Origin of the sequence: Bradyrhizobium sp. S3.2.6, from assembly GCF_040546885.1 — a bacterium.
Classification (GTDB): domain Bacteria; phylum Pseudomonadota; class Alphaproteobacteria; order Rhizobiales; family Xanthobacteraceae; genus Bradyrhizobium; species Bradyrhizobium cytisi.
The window spans coordinates 227225-244909 of record NZ_JBEPOS010000005.1 but is presented as its reverse complement, the minus strand read 5'-3'; the positions used below and the strand labels follow the sequence as shown (position 1 = coordinate 244909).

The 17685-nt window shown below is 63.6% G+C and carries 17 protein-coding genes; 7 read left to right on the top strand and 10 right to left on the bottom strand.

Translation table 11 applies throughout. The features are described 5' to 3' along the window. Positions 1-141 precede the first annotated feature (141 nt). The 3 genes from ABID58_RS13375 (at position 142) to arfB (ending at position 3472) form a co-directional block, all read left to right on the top strand. Positions 142-1533, top strand: a complete 1392-nt coding sequence (locus ABID58_RS13375; protein ID WP_354032973.1) for a M16 family metallopeptidase — start codon at positions 142-144, stop codon at positions 1531-1533. Beyond that, positions 1530-2921 carry a M16 family metallopeptidase gene (locus ABID58_RS13370; RefSeq protein WP_502916405.1) on the top strand — a complete coding sequence of 464 codons (1392 nt, stop codon included), beginning with the start codon at positions 1530-1532 and terminating at the stop codon, positions 2919-2921. The genes ABID58_RS13375 and ABID58_RS13370 overlap by 4 nt, the downstream gene beginning before the upstream one ends. Before the next feature lie 128 nt (positions 2922-3049). Next, positions 3050-3472 carry an alternative ribosome rescue aminoacyl-tRNA hydrolase ArfB gene (gene arfB, locus ABID58_RS13365; protein ID WP_354032971.1) on the top strand — a complete coding sequence of 141 codons (423 nt, stop codon included), beginning with the start codon at positions 3050-3052 and terminating at the stop codon, positions 3470-3472. 59 nt (positions 3473-3531) lie between these two features. Here arfB and ABID58_RS13360 read toward each other — a convergent pair whose 3' ends face one another. After that, positions 3532-3945 (bottom strand): hypothetical protein, encoded by a 414-nt coding sequence (locus tag ABID58_RS13360; RefSeq protein ID WP_354032970.1) that lies wholly within the window; start codon positions 3943-3945, stop codon positions 3532-3534. Between the two features lie 234 nt (positions 3946-4179). Between ABID58_RS13360 and mutL the strand changes: the two genes are divergently transcribed. Then, complete coding sequence (gene mutL, locus ABID58_RS13355; RefSeq protein WP_354032969.1) at positions 4180-5991, top strand: DNA mismatch repair endonuclease MutL; 1812 nt, start codon at positions 4180-4182, stop codon at positions 5989-5991. Between the two features lies 1 nt (position 5992). Here mutL and rsmD read toward each other — a convergent pair whose 3' ends face one another. Continuing rightward, complete coding sequence (rsmD, locus tag ABID58_RS13350; protein WP_148751089.1) at positions 5993-6550, bottom strand: 16S rRNA (guanine(966)-N(2))-methyltransferase RsmD; 558 nt, start codon at positions 6548-6550, stop codon at positions 5993-5995. 1 nt (position 6551) lies between these two features. Beyond that, complete coding sequence (locus tag ABID58_RS13345; protein WP_354032968.1) at positions 6552-8648, bottom strand: pseudouridine synthase; 2097 nt, start codon at positions 8646-8648, stop codon at positions 6552-6554. A gap of 119 nt (positions 8649-8767) precedes the next feature. Between ABID58_RS13345 and ABID58_RS13340 the strand changes: the two genes are divergently transcribed. After that, a complete protein-coding gene (locus tag ABID58_RS13340) occupies positions 8768-9226 on the top strand; it encodes a nucleoside deaminase (protein WP_354032967.1) in 459 nt (152 codons plus the stop codon). On the opposite strand, the gene ABID58_RS13335 is transcribed toward ABID58_RS13340, so the two are convergent. Then, a complete protein-coding gene (locus tag ABID58_RS13335; RefSeq protein WP_354032966.1) occupies positions 9223-10128 on the bottom strand; it encodes an alpha/beta fold hydrolase in 906 nt (301 codons plus the stop codon). The genes ABID58_RS13340 and ABID58_RS13335 overlap by 4 nt on opposite strands. A gap of 133 nt (positions 10129-10261) precedes the next feature. Then, the gene (purD, locus tag ABID58_RS13330; protein WP_354032965.1) at positions 10262-11545 is read right to left on the bottom strand and encodes a phosphoribosylamine--glycine ligase; all 1284 of its coding nucleotides are present in this window, start codon (positions 11543-11545) and stop codon (positions 10262-10264) included. A 203-nt stretch (positions 11546-11748) separates the two neighbouring features. Between purD and ABID58_RS13325 the strand changes: the two genes are divergently transcribed. Further along, positions 11749-12564, top strand: coding sequence for a TIR domain-containing protein (locus tag ABID58_RS13325; protein ID WP_354032964.1), 816 nt, complete (start codon positions 11749-11751; stop codon positions 12562-12564). Next, a complete protein-coding gene (locus ABID58_RS13320) occupies positions 12464-13720 on the top strand; it encodes a tetratricopeptide repeat protein (protein ID WP_354032963.1) in 1257 nt (418 codons plus the stop codon). Before ABID58_RS13325 ends, ABID58_RS13320 begins: the two co-directional genes overlap by 101 nt. A gap of 97 nt (positions 13721-13817) precedes the next feature. Here ABID58_RS13320 and ABID58_RS13315 read toward each other — a convergent pair whose 3' ends face one another. The 5 genes from ABID58_RS13315 to ABID58_RS13295 form a co-directional block, all read right to left on the bottom strand. Then, on the bottom strand, positions 13818-14330 hold the full coding sequence (locus ABID58_RS13315; RefSeq protein WP_354032962.1) for an IS3 family transposase: 513 nt from the start codon (positions 14328-14330) through the stop codon (positions 13818-13820). A 163-nt stretch (positions 14331-14493) separates the two neighbouring features. Next, the gene (locus tag ABID58_RS13310; protein WP_354032961.1) at positions 14494-15015 is read right to left on the bottom strand and encodes a hypothetical protein; all 522 of its coding nucleotides are present in this window, start codon (positions 15013-15015) and stop codon (positions 14494-14496) included. A 797-nt stretch (positions 15016-15812) separates the two neighbouring features. Then, entirely contained in the window at positions 15813-16115 is a 303-nt protein-coding gene (locus ABID58_RS13305) for a winged helix-turn-helix domain-containing protein (RefSeq protein WP_028157942.1), read from the bottom strand. 4 nt (positions 16116-16119) lie between these two features. Then, the gene (locus ABID58_RS13300; protein ID WP_354032960.1) at positions 16120-16674 is read right to left on the bottom strand and encodes a hypothetical protein; all 555 of its coding nucleotides are present in this window, start codon (positions 16672-16674) and stop codon (positions 16120-16122) included. Continuing rightward, positions 16671-17681, bottom strand: coding sequence for an alpha/beta hydrolase (locus ABID58_RS13295; protein WP_354032959.1), 1011 nt, complete (start codon positions 17679-17681; stop codon positions 16671-16673). Before ABID58_RS13295 ends, ABID58_RS13300 begins: the two co-directional genes overlap by 4 nt. Between the last annotated feature and the right edge of the window lie 4 nt (positions 17682-17685).

Here is a 17685-nt window from a genome sequence, read left to right as displayed (position 1 = left end):
GGCCGGCGCGGCAGATGACCTATTTTTAAGTACAACTTGACCGCATTCTCTGCTTCGTGACCCGAAGCTCAAAGCCGCGCGGTGTAGCATGCCGTGCTTTCACGCCCGGACCTCAGGGTCCGGGCTTTCACAAGGATCGTGATGTCCTCACACCGATCGGTTGCCTGCCTCTTCGCCGCGCTGCTCTCGACATCTGCCCTCGACGTCGGCAGCGCAACCGCCCAGACGACGGTCACGTCGGCGCCGCCCGCCAGCTTCACGCTCAGCAACGGCCTCCAGGTCGTGGTGATCCCGGACCACCGCACGCCCGTGGTCACGGAGATGATCTGGTACAAGGTCGGCTCGGCCGACGAGACGCCGGGCAAATCCGGCCTCGCCCACTTCCTCGAGCACCTGATGTTCAAGGGCACCGAGAAGCACCCGGTCGGTGAATTCTCGCAGACCGTGCTCCGCGTCGGCGGCAACGAGAATGCCTCGACCTCGGTCGACTACACCAACTACTACCAGCGCGTGCCGCGGGAGCAACTGCCGAGCATGATGGAGTTCGAGGCCGATCGCATGACCGGCCTGATCCTCAAGGACGAGAATGTGCTGCCCGAGCGCGACGTCGTGCTCGAAGAGTACAACATGCGCGTCGCCAACAGCCCGGACGCACGGCTCAACGAGCAGGTCATGGCCGCGCTCTATCTCAACCATCCCTATAGCCGGCCGGTGATCGGCTGGCACCAGGAGATCGAGAAGCTCAATCGCGAGGACGCACTCGCCTTCTACCGCCGCTTCTACGCGCCGAACAACGCGATCCTGGTGATCGCCGGCGACGTCGAGGCCGCCGATGTGCGCCCGCTGGTCGAACGCAATTTCGGCCCGATCCCGGCCCAGCCGGCGATCCCCGCGCGGCGCGTCCGCCCGCAGGAGCCGGAGCCGGCGGCACCGCGCACCGTCACGCTGTCCGACCCGCGCGTCGAACAGCCAAGCCTTCGCCGCTTTTACCTGGTGCCCTCGGCGACGACAGCTGCGGCCGGCGAGAGCGCCGCGCTCGACGTGCTGGCGCAGTTGATGGGCAGCGGCAGCAACTCCTATCTCTACCGCGCGCTCGTCGTCGACAAGCCGCTCGCGGTCTCCGCCAGCGCCAGCTACTCGAGCATCTCGCTCGACCCGACCCAGTTCACGATCTCGGCTTCGCCGAAATCCGGTGTCACCTTCGCAGACATCGAGCAGGTCATCGACGGCGTTATCGCGGACATCGTTGCCAACCCGATCCGCGCGGAGGACCTCGAGCGGGTCAAGACCCAGCTCATCGCGGAGGCGATCTACGCCCAGGACAATCAGGCGGTGCTGGCGCGCTGGTATGGCGGTGCGCTGACCACGGGCCTGTCGATCGAGGACATCCGAAGCTGGCCCGACCGCATCCGCGCCGTCACCGCCGAACAGGTCCGTCAAGCTGCACAGAAATGGCTCGAGAAGAAGCGCTCGGTGACCGGCTATCTGATCAAGGATACCGCTACCGCCAAGCGCGAGGAGAAGCGTTCGTGACCCATTCCTTCCTTCGCGCAAGACACTTCCTACGCACACGTCACTTCGTATTGTCCGTCGCCACCGGCGCGGCACTCGCGCTTGCCTCGGTCTCGCCCTCGCAGGCGGCGGCAAAAATCCAGCACCTGGTCTCGCCGGGCGGTATCGAGGCCTGGTTCGTCCAGGACGCAACCGTGCCGCTGATCGCCATGGAATATTCCTTTGCCGGTGGCTCGGCGCAGGATCCCAAGGACAAGCCCGGCGTCGCCAATCTGGTCGGCGACCTCCTCGACGAAGGCTCCGGCGATCTCGATTCCAAGACGTTCCATGAGCGGCTCGACCGCCGCGCCATCGAGCTCTCCTTCAGCGCGACCCGCGATACCTTCCGCGGCAGCCTGCGCATGCTGCGTGACAACAAGGACGAGGCCTTCGACCTGTTGCGCTCGGCCCTGACCTCGCCGCATTTCGACACCGCCGATGTCGAACGCATCCGCTCGCAGGTGATCTCGGGCCTGCGCCGCGACACCACCAACCCGAGCTCGCTCGCGAGCCGCAAATTCCTGGAGATGACGTTCGGCGATCACCCTTACGGGCAGCAGACCGCCGGCGCGCTGGAGAGCGTGCCGACCATCACGGTCGCCGACATGAAGGATTATGTCGGCCGTATCCTCGCCAAGGACACGCTGAAGATCGCCGTCGTCGGCGATGTCGATCCGGCCACCCTCGGCAAGCTGCTCGACCACACGTTTGGGAGCTTGCCTGCCAAGGCCACCCTGACGCCGGTCCCCGACGTCGAAGCCGCCAAGCCGCCGCAGCGCGCCTTCGTGCCGCTCGACGTGCCGCAGACCGTCATCACCTTCGGCGGTCCCGGCGTGATGCGCAGCGATCCGAACTTCATGGCGGCCTATGTCGTCAACCATATCCTCGGCGGCGGCGGCCTGTCCTCGCGGCTCTATCGTGAGGTCCGCGAGAAGCGCGGTCTGGCCTATTCGGTATTCGAATCCCTGCTCTGGATGGAGCATTCGGCGATCTTCATCGGTAACACCGGCACCCGCGCCGACCGTGCCGGCGACACCATGGATGCGATCGAGAAGGAGGTGCGCCGCATCGCCGACGAGGGCCCGACGCAGAAGGAGCTCGACGAGGCCAAGTCCTATCTCAAGGGCTCGCAGATGCTGGCGCTCGACACCTCCTCCAAGCTCGCGCAGGCGTTGCTGCAGTATCAGCAGGACAAGCTGCCGATCGACTATATCGAGAAGCGCAACGGTATCGTCGACGCGGTGACGCTGGACGACGCCAAGGCCGCTGCCAAGCGGCTGTGGGCCCAGGGGCTTTTGACCGTCATCGTCGGCCGCGCCCCGCAGGCTGCCGCACAGCCGGCTGCAGCACCGGCGACCAAGTCGGACTGACAAGTCGGACTGACGTCCCCTGACGTTTCCTGAAATGGCCGGGCTCGCCCGGCCATTTGCGTTTCCAGATGCACCATTGCCGAAAATGGACGTCCGCGATATGTCCGGGCATCACCAATGGTGCCATCATGCTGCGGATATCCCGCGATCTCGTCATCGACGAGGACGACATCGAGATCGGCTTCGTCCGCGCTTCCGGCCCGGGCGGGCAGAACGTCAACAAGGTCGCGACCTCGGCCCAGCTGCGCTTCGACACGCGCAAGCTGACCATTCCGGAGGATGCGGCAATCCGGCTCGCCCGCATCGCCGGCCAGCGCATGACCAAGGATGGCGTGATCGTGATCCACGCCCAGCGCTTCCGCACCCAGGAGCGCAATCGCCAGGACGCCATCGACCGGCTCGTCGATATCCTGAGTGAGGCGATGATACGGCCGACGCCGCGTCGCGCGACAAAGCCGACGTTTGGCTCCAAGCAGCGCCGCCTCGAGGGCAAGAAGCGCCGCAGCGATATCAAGGCCGGACGCGGAGGCGGACGCGGCTTCGACGATTAGCAGGACGGACACAACCGGAGGAAACTCCGGTCGCAGGGCGCGACCGGAGTTTTAGCGTTCTAGTAACGCTTGCCCGTGGCTGCGCCGCCCGTCGCGGCATCGTCGGCGGTCCCCTTGTGCGCAGCGTTGCCCGTCGTGCCGACCGTGCCTTTGGTGCTCTTGGTCGACTTCATTCCGGTCTTCTCACCAGCTGCGCCGGGCTGAGCGCTCATCTCCTCGTCGCCACTGCCCATCGTGCTGCCTTGCATGGGCTTGCTTTGCACGGTGCCGCCTGTTTTGGCGGGCGGTGCGCCTTGCGCGAGTACGGGCGCGGCAACAAGAGCCGACAGAGCGCATGCGATCATCGAGGTCTTCACCAACTTCATCCATTTCTCCTGGATTTTTTCGCGATGAATGGCACGGCCGTTCCCCGCGCCGCTCGTCTGCACCGGGCCATTGCATCTCGTCAAGAAATCAAGCGACGCGATCGTCATGCAACCCGGATCGTGTGGTCATCGTTTAGGGATTTGACGGCGGTTTCGCGGAATTATGCTCCGCATATAAGGCAGCGCGGAACACTGCGAGGCGCGATTTGCTCGAACGTCCAATGGCTTCAACGCAATAGTCCACAATCTTCCCCGCTGGATCACGATCCTGTTGCCTGGCACATGCTTTTGACGCAACACGGCATAGAATAGCGCGTCCAGCGAATCTCCAGACCGAGCCCCATGCCCGTCCGTCAGCTTCCAGAGCAGGTCGTCAACCGCATCGCCGCTGGCGAGGTGGTCGAGCGTCCGGCGAGCGTGGTCAAGGAGCTCGTCGAGAACGCGATCGATGCCGGCGCGAGCCGGATCGACGTCTTCACCGATGGTGGCGGGCGGCGACGAATCGGCATCACCGACGATGGCAGCGGGATGACGGCGAAGGATCTCGCGCTCGCGGTCGAGCGCCATGCCACCTCCAAGCTCGACGACGAGGACCTGCTCCAGATCCGCACGCTCGGGTTTCGCGGCGAGGCGCTGCCCTCGATCGGCTCGGTCGCGCGTCTCTCCATCACCACGCGGCATGCCAGCGAGCCGCATGCCTGGGCGCTCACTGTCGAGGGCGGCGAGAAATCCGAGATCATGCCGGCCGCGCTCGCGCACGGCACCCGCGTCGAGGTCAACGATCTCTTCTATGCGACCCCGGCCCGGCTGAAATTCCTGAAAACCGACCGCACCGAAGCGGAAGCGATCCGCGAGGTGGTGCGGCGGCTAGCCATGGCACGGCCCGATGTCGCCTTCACACTTGCGGGTGAAGAGCGTGCACCGGTGACCTGGGCCGCCGCGCTGCCCGGTGCCGCCGGGCGGCTGACGCGGCTCGGCGATATCCTCGGCACGGAGTTCCGCAGCCATGCCTTCGAGGTCCATGCCGAGCGCGAGGGCGTCGTCGTCGCCGGCTATGCTGCAGCACCTGCGCTGACGAAGGCCAACGCGCTCGGCCAATATCTCTTCGTCAACGGCCGTCCGGTGCGCGACAAGCTGATCTTGGGCGCTGTGCGCGGGGCCTATGCCGACTATCTGCCGCGCGACCGGCATCCGGTACTGGCGCTGTTCGTCACGCTGGATCCACGCGAAGTCGACGCCAACGTGCATCCGGCCAAGACGGAGGTGCGCTTCCGCAACGCCGGCCTCGTGCGTGCGCTGATCGTGCACGGGCTGAAGGAAGGTCTCGCGCGCGAGGGCCGCCGTACCGCCGCCAACAGCGGCGAGACCGTATTGTCATCGTTCCGGCCTGCTTTCACGCCGCGCCCCGCAAGCTGGGACTGGCGGGCTTCGCCATCCGCGCCGATCGCACCAATGCCGTCGTTCGAAGGCTCCGCTGCGCCCGCCTTCGCCGAGCGCACGCAGGCCGCGTTCGATGTTGGCGCGCCCAGCGCCGACGTTCGGTTCGAGGCGCAGCCCGTGGCCGATCTCGTCGACCGTCCGCTCGGCGCTGCACGTACGCAGCTCCACGAGACCTATATCGTGTCGCAGACCCGCGACGGTCTCATCATCGTTGACCAGCACGCCGCGCATGAGCGCATCGTCTATGAACGGCTGAAGGCATCGCTTGCCGAGAACGGAGTGCAGCGGCAGATCCTGCTGATCCCCGAGATCGTCGAGATGGACGAGGCCACGGTGGAGCGGCTGCTTGAACGCAGCGAAGAGCTCGGATCATTTGGTCTTGCGATCGAATCCTTCGGTCCCGGCGCGGTGGCGGTGCGGGAGACGCCATCGCTGCTCGGCAAGACCAATGCGGGCGCGCTCTTGCGCGATCTCTCCGAGCACATGGCCGAATGGGACGAGGCGCTGCCGCTGGAGCGCCGCCTGATGCACGTCGCCGCCACCATGGCCTGCCACGGCTCGGTGCGCGCCGGCCGAAGGCTGCGGCCGGAGGAGATGAATGCGCTGCTCCGCGAGATGGAGGATACGCCGAACTCGGGCCAGTGCAATCACGGCCGGCCGACCTATGTCGAGCTGAAGCTGGCCGATGTGGAGAAGTTGTTCGGGCGAAGGTGAGTTACGGGTTGCGCTTCAAAAACACGAACTCCGTGTCATCGTAAGCCCGCCGCTCCAATTCCTCGTACCCCTCCGGCGTCACGAATTGCGCGGCTTTCGCCTCTTCGACCACCAGCAGTGCCCCTGGCGTCAGCCAGCCACCATCGCGCAAGGACGCGAGGGCCTTCTCCGCAAAGCCCTTGCCGTAGGGCGGATCGAGAAACACCAGCGAGAACGGCTCGACGGGATGTGCGGGACCGAGATCGGTCGCGTCGCGGCGATAGACTTTTGTGACGCCGCCGAGGCCGAGTGACTCGACGTTGTTGCGGAGCAGCGCGCGCGCCTCCGCGCCGTTGTCAACGAACAGCGTGAACTTCGCGCCGCGCGAGGACGCCTCAATGCCGAGCGCGCCGGTGCCCGCGAAGAGATCGAGCACGCGTGCGTCCTCGATCGGATCGTCATAGGCGTGCACAAGAATGTTGAACACCGACTCACGCAGGCGATCCGCCGTGGGACGGATGTCACGCGAAGACGGTGAGGCGAGATTGCGCCCCTTCAAACGACCGCCGACGACGCGCAAGCTAGTCCTCCCGCGGCGTCAGATCGCGCTTGCCGTGATAGCCGCGCTTGGGACGACGCGGCGGGCCGTAGCCGCTCGCCTCGGCCTCGTTGCGCTCGCGCGCTTCGTCGCTGCCGGTGCGCTGCACCAGCACGCGGCGGCCCTTGCGGTCAGCGATCACATCGCGCTTGGCGGCAGGCTTCTTCTCGCGCGGCGCTTCGGCGTCGTCGCTCGACGATGACTTCTGCGGCACGTCGAACTGCGCGCCCGACTTCTCGATGATCTTTTCGCCGAGCTGATCGCGCAGCACGCGCGCGCGGATTTCCTCGACCTGGCCCTCGGGCACCTCGCCGAGCTGGAACGGACCGTAGGAGACGCGGATCAGCCGGTTCACCTCGAGGCCGAGATGAGCGCAGACGTTGCGCACCTCGCGGTTCTTGCCTTCGCGGATCGCAAACACCAGCCAGACATTGGCGCCCTGGTCGCGCTCCAGCGTCGCCTCGATCGGACCGTATTTGACGCCCTCGACCTCGATGCCTTCCTTCAACTGATCGAGCTGGGCCTGCGTGACGTCGCCATGGGCGCGAACGCGGTAACGCCGCAGCCAGCCGGTGTCCGGCAGCTCAAGCGTGCGTGCGAGGCCGCCGTCATTGGTGAGCAGCAAGAGGCCTTCGGTATTGAAGTCGAGCCGGCCGATCGAGATCAGCCGCGGCAGCCCTTCCGGCAGATTGTCGAACACGGTCGGACGGCCCTCGGGGTCGTCATGCGTCGTCATCAGCCCGCGCGGCTTGTGATAGAGGAACAGCCGCGTGCGCTCGCGCTCCGGCAACGGCTTGCCATCGACCAAAACGACGTCATTGCGCGTGATGTCGAGCGCCGGCGAGTTGATCACGCGGCCGTTGACGGTGACGCGGCCCTGCGTGACCATCTCCTCGGCATCGCGGCGCGAAGCGAGCCCCGCGCGCGCCAGCGCCTTGGCGATGCGTTCGCCGGCCTTCTTCGGCTTCGGCGCTTCTTCCCGGCGCGGCCGGCCCTCGAAATCGCGATCGCGCTGGCGATAGGCACCGCGGCCACCGAAGGCCGGACGCTTCTCGAAGATCCTGCTCTCGTCCTCGTTTTCACGACGCGGACGGTCGCCGAAGCGGCCTTCGTTGCGGGGATGCTCGTGCCAGTCGGAGCGGCCTTCGGAGCGCTCGCGCGGGCGGTCGAATTTCGGACGGTCGCCGCCGCGCGCACCGCGGTCGCCATCGCCATCGCGGCGGGGCCGATCGAATTTCGGACGGTCCTCACGCGGGCGATCGAACTTTGGTCGATCGAACTTGGGTCGATCGAACTTGGGTCGATCGAACTTGGGTCGCTCCCGGAACGGACGATCACCTGATGCGCGATCGTCGCGGGAACGCGAGAAGCGCGGACGGTCCTCACCTCCGCCTTCGCGCTTCTGCCAGGGCTTGTCCTCGCTGCGGTCACGCCCACCGAAATCCTTGCGGGGACCCTTGCTGAAGTCCTTGCGCGGCGGCCGGTCGCCGCGCGGACGATCATCGCGCTTCTGCCACGGCTTTGAATCGTCCCGCTCGCCGCGATCGCGCGAAAACTTCCGTTCGCCGTCGAACTTGCGTTCCGGACGATCGCCACGCGGCGCATACGGCCGCTTGTCGCCGAACTTCTTGTCGCCGAAGCGACCGGCGGGACGCGCGTCGTCGCGATCCCGACTGCGCGGCGGGCGGTCGTCGCGGCCGTGGGACGGACGGTCACCGCGCGGCTTGAACGAGCGCTTCTCGCCATCGCGCGACGGACGATCGGAAAACGGACGGTCGCCGCGCGGCTTGAAGCTGCGCTCGCCGCCACGGTCATCGCGCTTGAATTTCGGACGGTCGCTGAAATCGCGGCGCGGCGCATCGCCATCCGCGCGGGGGCGGAACGGACGACTGTCACGGTCGCCACGGGGCGGGCGGCTGTCGCGGTCGCCACGGGGTGGACGCTTGTCGCCGTCGCCCTTGGGCTCAAAGCCGCGCTTGGCGAATTTCTTGTCGGGACCGCGCGGCTTGCCGCTGCGGCCGCCTTTGGCCGGGCCTCGCCGGCCGCGGGAATCGTTGTCTTTGTCGCTGTCGCGAGGCATGAATAATCTCACTCAGGGGGTGGCCAAAAAGCATTGTGCGCGCTCATGTCGAGCCGCATGCTCAGGCAAATTCAGTAAGCACTTCTGCTGAAGGCGCAGCTACTAGCAGGTTTCTTCGGATGATACGAGGCTTGAAAGCCCCCTCTTTCATGGATTTGGCGCTCAAAACGGCCGAAAATGCCGGAAAGGCGGGCGAAGTTCCGATCGGGTGCGTGGTGGTCCGCAATTACGAGGTGATCGCCACCGCCGCTAACCGGACGCTGACCGATTACGACCCCACCGGCCATGCCGAGATCATTGCGCTGCGCGAGGCAGCCAGCAAAATCGGCAGCGAGCGCCTGGTCGACTGCGACCTCTACGTGACGCTGGAGCCCTGCACCATGTGTGCGGGCGCAATCTCCTTTGCAAGGGTCCGCCGGCTCTATTACGGGGCGGCCGACCCCAAGGGCGGCGCGGTCGAGTCCGGCGTGCGGTTCTTCGCGTCGCCGACCTGCCACCACGCGCCGGACGTCTATTCCGGGGTCGGCGAGAGCGAGGCGGCGCGGCTGCTCAAGGAGTTCTTTCGCGAGCGGCGTTAACCGCCCGTGAAAAACTCCCGTAGCGCCTTCGCGGTGACGTCCGGATTCTCCTCAGTGAGGAAGTGGCCGGAGTCCACCGGCTGGCCTTCGACGTTGGTCGCCCATTGCTTCCAGATGTCGAGCGGGGTCGCGGCGGCCTGGGCGATGCCGACGCCGCCCCACAGCGCCAGCATGGGAACGGTGATCTTCTTGCCGGCCTCGAAATCGGCCTTGTCGATGTCGTAGTCGATATAGGCGCCGGCGCGGTAGTCCTCGCACATCGCATGGATGCGGGCGGGATCGCGGAACGGGGCGATGTAGTGATCGAGCGCGCGCTTGTCGATCGCGTCCAGCGTCTTCGACTTGGTCTGGCTCGCCATCTTGAAGCGGAGGAAGAATTCGCCCTGGCCCGAGATCAGCGTCTCCGGCAGCGGCGCGGGCTGGGCGAGAAACGTCCAATGATAGATCTTCAGCGCATAGGCGCGGTTGATCCGCTCCCAGTAATTATAGGTCGGCAGGATATCGAGCACGGCGAGCTTCGACAGCCGGCCGGGATGATCGAGCGCCAGCCGGTACGACACCCGGCCGCCGCGATCGTGGCCGGCGAGCGCGAAGTGGACGTGACCGAGGCTCTCCATCGCCTCCACCATGGCCTTGGCCATCGCGCGCTTGCTGTAGGGCATATGCAGCGCGTCGCTCTCGGGCATGTCGGACCAGCCATAGCCCGGCAGGTCGGCGATGATCAGCGTGAACCGGTCGGCCAGCTCAGGCGCCACGCGGTGCCACATCACATGCGTCTCGGAGAAGCCGTGCAGCAGCAGCAGCGGCGGCCCCTTGCCGCCGACGCGGGCGAAGATGCGGCCGAACGAGGTGTTGATCCATTCGGAGGCGAAGCCGGGATAGAGATCGGCGAGATCGGACATGAGTTCCATCACCTCAGAACAAAAATGTCGAAAACAACCCCATGCACAGTAGCTAAGTTCAAGACCTGACTGCACATTTTTGGAGTGCCGACGAGCGCGGCCAATCATTGCGCGCCGAGCCGAAAAAACGCTGTCAGCCCCTCGCCTTCTCCGCCTCCACCGCCTGCCAGCCGATATCGCGGCGGCAAAAACCCTCCGGCCAGTTGATGCGGTCGACGGCCTGGTAGGCGCGCGCCTGCGCTTGCGTCACGGTCGTCCCCAGCGCGCAGACATTGAGCACGCGGCCGCCATTGGCGAAGATGGCGCGGTCCTTCTCGACCGTGCCGGCGTGGAAGATCTCGACGGTCTCGACGTTGGCGGCGTCATCGAGCCCCTCGATCCGCGTGCCCTTCTGGTAGTCGCCGGGATAGCCCTTTGCGGCCATCACCACGGTGAGCGCGGATTCCGGATACCAGCGCAGATCGAAATTCTTCAGCTGCCCGTCGCAGGCGGCGAGGAACGCCGGCACGATGTCCGACATCATGCGCAGCATCAGCACCTGGCACTCGGGATCGCCGAAGCGGACGTTGAACTCGAACAGCTTTGGGCCCTGCGTCGTCAGCATGATGCCGGCGTAGAGAATGCCGCGGAACGGCGTGCCGCGCTGCTTCATGCCGGCCACCGTCGGCAGGATGATCTTGGCCATGATCGCGTCGTGGATCGCCGGCGTCACCAGCGGCGTCGGCGAATAGGCGCCCATGCCGCCGGTGTTCGGGCCGAGATCGTGGTCGAACACGCGCTTGTGGTCCTGGGCGGACGCGAGCGGAATGGCGGTCTCGCCGTCGCAAAGCGCGAAGAAGCTGATCTCGCGGCCTGGCAGAAACTCCTCGATCACGACTTCGGTGCCGGCTTCGCCAAACGCGCCTTCGAACATCATGGCGATGGCGTCCTCGGCCTCGCGCACGGTCTTGGCGACAACGACGCCCTTGCCGGCGGCAAGGCCGTCGGCCTTGACGACGATCGGCGCGCCCTGGCTCTGCACATACGCCCGCGCGTCATCGGCGTTGGTGAAACGCTTGTAGGCGCCGGTCGGAATGCCGAATTCGGTGCAGAGCGCCTTGGTAAAGCCCTTGGAGCTTTCGAGCTGGGCGGGGATCTTGTTCGGCCCGAACGCCTTGATGCCGGCGGCGGTGAGATCATCGACGATGCCGGCCGCCAGCGGCGTCTCCGGCCCGACCACCACGAGCTCGACCGCATTGGTCTTGCAGAAGTCGATCACGGCGGCATGGTCGGCAACATCGAGCGCCACGCATTCCGCCTCGCGCGCGATGCCGGCATTGCCGGGCGCGCACCAGAATTTGGTCACCAGGGGGGAGGCTGCGATTTTCCACGCCAGGGCATGTTCGCGGCCACCGGAACCAAGCAGGAGAATGTGCATCGAAGGCTCAGAATGAGGGGTTTTGCTGGGGGCGGAGGTCGCACGAATCGCGGCAGGCCTCAAGAGGGCTGGCCCCAAACTCCCCGTCATTCCGGGGCTTACCGCTGTATAGCTCGCTTTGGTTGTTATTATCGGTCAACTACCGCGCTCAACCCCACCGAATCATAGGCTATTGTCAGAGCCGGCACAGTCGAGGAGTGGAAATGGTCAAGGTACGGGCCTTTGTGGGCCACAGCTTCACTGATGAGGATAAAGACGTCGTCACTCAGTTCCTTGAGTATTTTGACACCCTTACGAAAATTAATTCCTCGTTCTCCTGGGTTCACGCCCGCGCCGCTGAACCAAAGCAGCTTGCCGAGAAAGTCTTGGAGTTGGTCAAGGGCTGCAACACTTTCATCGCAATTTGCACGAAGAAGGAATTGGCCGTCGCTTCTTCGTCGGGCGCAAGATTTCTGAAGCGATTTATCTGCTCCGAAGACGCGCTTCAATCGAAGACCTCTGATTGGGTCATCCAAGAAATCGGCCTCGCTATCGGACGGGACATGCACGTTGTCCTTCTGGTTGAGAATGGCGTGAGGCCGCCGGGAGGGCTTCAGGGGAACATCGAGTACATCCAGTTTTCCCGCGGCGCTCCCGAGAAAGTATTCAATCGAGTGGCCGAGATGATTCACGCCATTGGTCTTGACCAAGCGACAATCTCGTCCAGTTCGGTCGAGGCCACGGCCACTGCGCCGGAACCTCCTAAGGAGGACAAGCCGGTTTCTGAAGCTGATCTTACTCCGCAAGCGACCTGGAATGAGGACGATTTTGAGCGCGCCCAGTTTCGCTCAGTGCTGCGCAACGTTCCATCCGTGGCACTTAAAGAGGGTTTCTTGAAGTTGTCCGGCAAGACAGCTGAAGTGCGACAGGCGATTTGGGATGCGCGCGACGACTGCTATCGTCTCATTTTTGGTCGCGGTGGTGATCTGGAGAGGTTACGCCGTTTGTCGGAGGACTACCCTTCGATCACCACGATTTAGACGGCTCTATGCCCGTGCACTTCGTCATTTCGACAAGGATGCCGTTGCCGCAAGGTTATATGACGAAGTTGCTGCCCAGACAGCCGACCAAACAGAACACTTTGACAGTTTGTGTAGAGCCGCGTCCGCCTATCAGACAAGCGGCGATCCTCAAAAAGCGGCTCGAATTCTGAGACAACTTCGTGCCGAGGCGCACTCTGGCGGTAACGCGAAGCTGCTCAAGGAATTGTACTCGACGATGCTTGATCTCGCCGAGTTGCAGAAAGATCAGTATTTTCAGCTTGGCGTACTTGAGGGCCAGATAGATCAATCACCCGCTTCTTATCGGACCCGCTTTGCGTTGGCGTACTTGCACTCGCAACTCGGTCATGAGGACCTTGCACTACATCACTATCTGCAAATCCCTGCCGATGAGCGTCAACCTATGGACTGGAATAATCTCGGTGTCGCGTACAATAATTTCAAAGTGAGGGGGCGCGCCGTCCAAGCATTCCGTAAATCGGAGACGGCAGGCGAGACTTTGGCGATGGCCAATCTTGGCTATCAGCTGTTGAATGCAGGGTTTGTAAGCGAAGCTCAGGCGATTTGCACTAAAGCGCTTACTATTGAAGGGTTTCATGCGAATGTTGGTCATCTGTCGGTGGCCCTTCGAGAGCACTCAGAGGCTGAGCAAAAGTCGGTTGAGGCGACGCTTGATCAAGCGAAGCAGCGCGCCGAATACTACAACTCGTTTGGAAACAGCCTCGGAATGTCCGAGTTGACTGACCTAGCAACTGTTTGGGTCGGTCCGGAATGCGAGTTGTCCCTTAGGATTGACGGCGACCAAATGAGCTTGGACGGGAGTTACCAACGTGCCGCCAATGCGTTGAGCGCCGCGCTTGGAATGGTCTCGTCGAGCGTGACCGTGCGACATGAGCTGAAATTTACCGGTGCCTTGCGCGGCCGAGCGGTCGTTGGGCTGTTCAAACGAACCTCGGATGAAAAGTCACGGAGTTTACTCAGCGCTCAAACCGAGCCACAGCGCTTCCTTATGATTGTGTCAGAAGAGACTCTCACCGTACTTTATCCCTCTGAAAATTCGGCCGTACCCGTCCTCTTCAGACGTCGCGAGGCGGTAGCGCAATTGCCATGGCAGAATGAGCTGCCGCGAGAATAGGAAATCGCCGAAACTGGTTTAGTGCGGTCCAGTGCTGGACTGCACCCCTCAAGTGAGACACGATAATCTCGGTGACAGGGTCGGTTGCCACGACGGGTTATCGTGCCTTGTTTTGCGCGAACACGGCTTCGAACTCAAGGGGCGATTGATAGCCGAGCGCTGAGTGCAGGCGTTCCTTGTTGTAGACGTCCGCGATGAAGCTATCGATCCGGCGACGCGCGTCTCGGATGTCGGAGAACGCCTTGCCGTTGACCTCTTCGGCCTTGAGCGTTTTCATGAAGCTCTCAGCCTTGGCGTTGTCGAAGGGGTTGCCCGGCCTGCTCATGCTGATCGTGATGTCACGATCCGCTAATATCTGGCGGTAGGCGATCGAGGCGTATTGCACGCCGCGATCGGAGTGGTGGATCAGGCTGCCGCGTTGCGGCTTGCGGGCCGCGATTGCCCGGTCCAATGCCGCGATCGCGAGTGAGGCATCGAGCGTGTTCTCGAAGGCCCAGCCAACCGCCTTGCGCGAGAAGGCGTCGAGGATGACCGCAAGATAGGCGAAGGTCCTGGCGAGACGGACGTAGGTGATGTCCGCGACCCAGATCTGATCAGGGGCGGACGGCACCAGGTATTACGGTGACAGTGCACTAATCTCTAAAGCCAGCGGAGCTGATACCATTTAGTGCACTGTCACCGTAATTGCATTGCTTAAGGGTTTGAGATTATTCCGCGCATCCTTTGGCAAAACTAATGCGACTTAAAGGAAATCCGTCAGACTGTGCACTCGCTCAGGAATCGTGGGATTGGCTTGATGCCTTCCCCGTGGCGAGTTCCGGGCGAAGGCCCAAACGGACGGCTAGTTCGCTCAGCTCGAAGCGGAGTTCTAAGAGATTGCGGGCTATGACCTCAATTTCAGATAGCGGCACTTTTTCTGTGACGGCTGATAAGCGGCGGCCTCGCACTCGAATTGCCTTTCGCTCTGCCAAGCCTTGAACCGGACTCGATGACCAAAGACCGTGAACGATTTTGTTACGGTCTTTGCTGCCTGCCTCTATGCGTTTTAAAATGTCGACGAGCATGTCCGAATCGCTTTCGTCGGGAATTGCGCCGCGCAAGGCTAGGATTTGGAGTATTGTGAGTTTGTTTGGAAAGGAAAGGTTGCTGGTAATTACTAGGCCACGATCCGGGGTGATCTCATAGAGGCCGAGTATCACTAGCTCCATGACCATCTCGATTGCTTGCCAGTTGACCACGACCGCACCAATGGCGCGGAGATGATGGTCGGGCACGATGGAAAGAGGCTGGCTCATGTCAAAACAGACCGGTTAATTCACTGCCAAAAAAGCTCGAGAGCATTTCGAGACTACGCTACCGTTCGCGTTGCGAACGCCGCATGAGCCGCTAAAAGAAAATCGAAAGCGAAGAAGCAGAAGAAGCGGAAGCCTGCCTAAGCAAACTCCCGCCCCCCTGTTACATCAACGCTTTTATGATTGCCGCGATGCCAAAGAGGCACGCGGCAACGTTAACGTTGATGGTTAGTCTGATCTGAGGTTTCATTGCTGATGCCCTCGGATCACGCGCGCGCAATCCGTGAGGGTTGCGTTAAACGTCCCATCGAACGAATAAGCCGTCGTTCATGGGTGCATTGGCCCACTATTGGCGCTCTAGAACCGCCGCTAGGAGACCCTGCGTCACCCCCAAGTATCCTTCCGCTGGATCGCCGTCTGATGGCGAGTGCGTTGGGGTCGGGCCACAGGCCTACAGGTTGCCCGCATCGTCCCTAACGCCGTGGTGTACGGCGGCGCTAGCGGACCCGTAGTTCAATAATACTGGGCGACTCGCTACTTTGAGTCGAGCCGTTTGCCGAGCTTGTCCGCCAGTATTTGACGTGCCGCTTCGCTTGGGCAGCAGATCAAGGCCGGGCTCACCGAGGCCGACATCGGCGGAAGGGCGGAACCCCGTAATGGGGACACCACACGGACACCGACTCAACTTTCCCTTATCGTTGCAATCGGTTGGCTCGGCGCGAAACTCCCACAATGGGGAGGGCGCTGCAATCTGCACCGCGATCTGCAGCAAACGTCGCTGCGCGACGGAATGACCCGTGCTAAACTTGCTTCCCCGCAATGATCTCCTGCAACGTCGCCACATGCCGCGCGAAGGCGCCGCGGCCCGCCGCAGTGGCGGTGACCGTCGTCTGCGGCTTCTTGCCGACAAAAGCCTTGTCGACCGAGACGTAACCGGCCTTGGCCAGCGTCTCGATATGCGCCCCGAGATTGCCGTCGGTGGCGCCGGTGAGCTTCTTGAGCCGGGAAAATTCGAGACCCGCGGCGGTTGCCGGCAGCGAATTCAGCGCCGCCATGATCTTGAGCCGCAGCGGCTGGTGGATGATGTCGTCGAGCTCGGCCATGGCGCTAGCTCCGTCGCATCCAGAGGCCGCCGACGATCAGGCCGGCGCCGTTGACGACGGCCATCCACGGCAGAAATGCGTCGCCGGTGACAAAGAAATAGCCGACCAGCGTCAACGCGGTGATCGCGAGCGCGATCACGACGAAGGCATAGCCGAACCAGAGGCCGGCCAGCGCATAGAACAGCATGAAATAGATGGTCCAGAACGTGCCCTGCTGGCGCGGCGTGAAATGGCCGAGGACGTGGGCGCAGAGGAAGCCGAAGGCGACGAACATCAGGAAGGCGAGCAGCATCCGCAGGTCGAAGCTGCGAACGCCCGTCGCGGTCTGGTTCGCCGAGCTGATCGCGAACGAGCCGACGATGCCGAGGGCATAGACCGCGAGCCAGTAATAATAGGCTTCACGGGGCCAGAGCCAGGTCGCGATGTTGGCGACGAACACCAGCACGCCCCACATGATCATCATCTGGCTGGCGAGATCGTAGATGCGCGACTGCCGCACGCGCTGGACGATGTCGTCGATCTCGGCGAGCGCCTCGGAGGCCTGCTTGCTGTCGATCACGACTGCCCGCTCCCGCGCGTCGCCACGTCCTCGGCGATCGCATTGACCGCCTTCGGATTGGTGACCATGCCCATGTGGTTGACGCCCTCGATGACCTTGACGTCGACGGACGGCCTGATGGCCTGCACGGTCTCGGCATATTTGTCGGAGATCATCATCTCGTCCTCGGCGCCGCCGAAGATCGTCATCGGATGCGTCACCGCCGGCAGATCGAGACGATAGCCATGCGTGGCGAAGTTACGCATCAGGCGGTCGGAATAGGTCGCCGTCAGAATCCGTTCCGAATTCGGCGGCACCGCGAAGGCCAGCACCGGAAGCTGCGCGCAGCAATCGATGCCGAGCTTGCGCAGCGCGGCGAGGCCGAGGAAGCGCGGAATGTCGGCATTGGCCCAGCCGCCGGAATGCGGCTTGTTGGTCGGCGCGTCATAGCCGAGATAGGGCGCGACCAGCACGGTGCGGACGAACAGGTCCTGCACGATCGGGGTCGCCGCGACGCGCAGCGAGAAGCCGCCGCCGGCGGAATGGCCGACCAAAGTGAGCGGCAGATCCGGCGCGCTCTTGCGGACATGGGCGACGAAGTCGACGAGGTCGTCCTCGAGCTGGCCGACATAGCCGATGTCGCCGCGCGTGCCTGAAGCTCCGTGGCCACGGGTGTCGAGCGCCCAGGTCTCGACGCCGTGCGCGGCCATCGCCGCCGTCAGGGCATGATTGACCGTGCCTGAGGAGCCGGACGAGCCATGGATGAAGATGGCGCCGCGGCCGGTGTCCGCCCCCTTCGGCGCGTAGTGCCGGAAGCCAAGCCAGGTGCCGTCGCGGGCCTGGAAGCGTTCGAGCGGCGGGAGAGTGGACCAGTCGATGCCCCTGGCGGAATCCGAGACGGAGCGCATCTCGGCGGGCCGCTGCAACGGAGTGGCGATCAAGGCGATGAAGATCAGCGCCACTGCACCGACCGCGCACAGACCCCATTTCAACAAGCCCAGGGCACCTCGCAGCAACCGCGTCGCCATGATC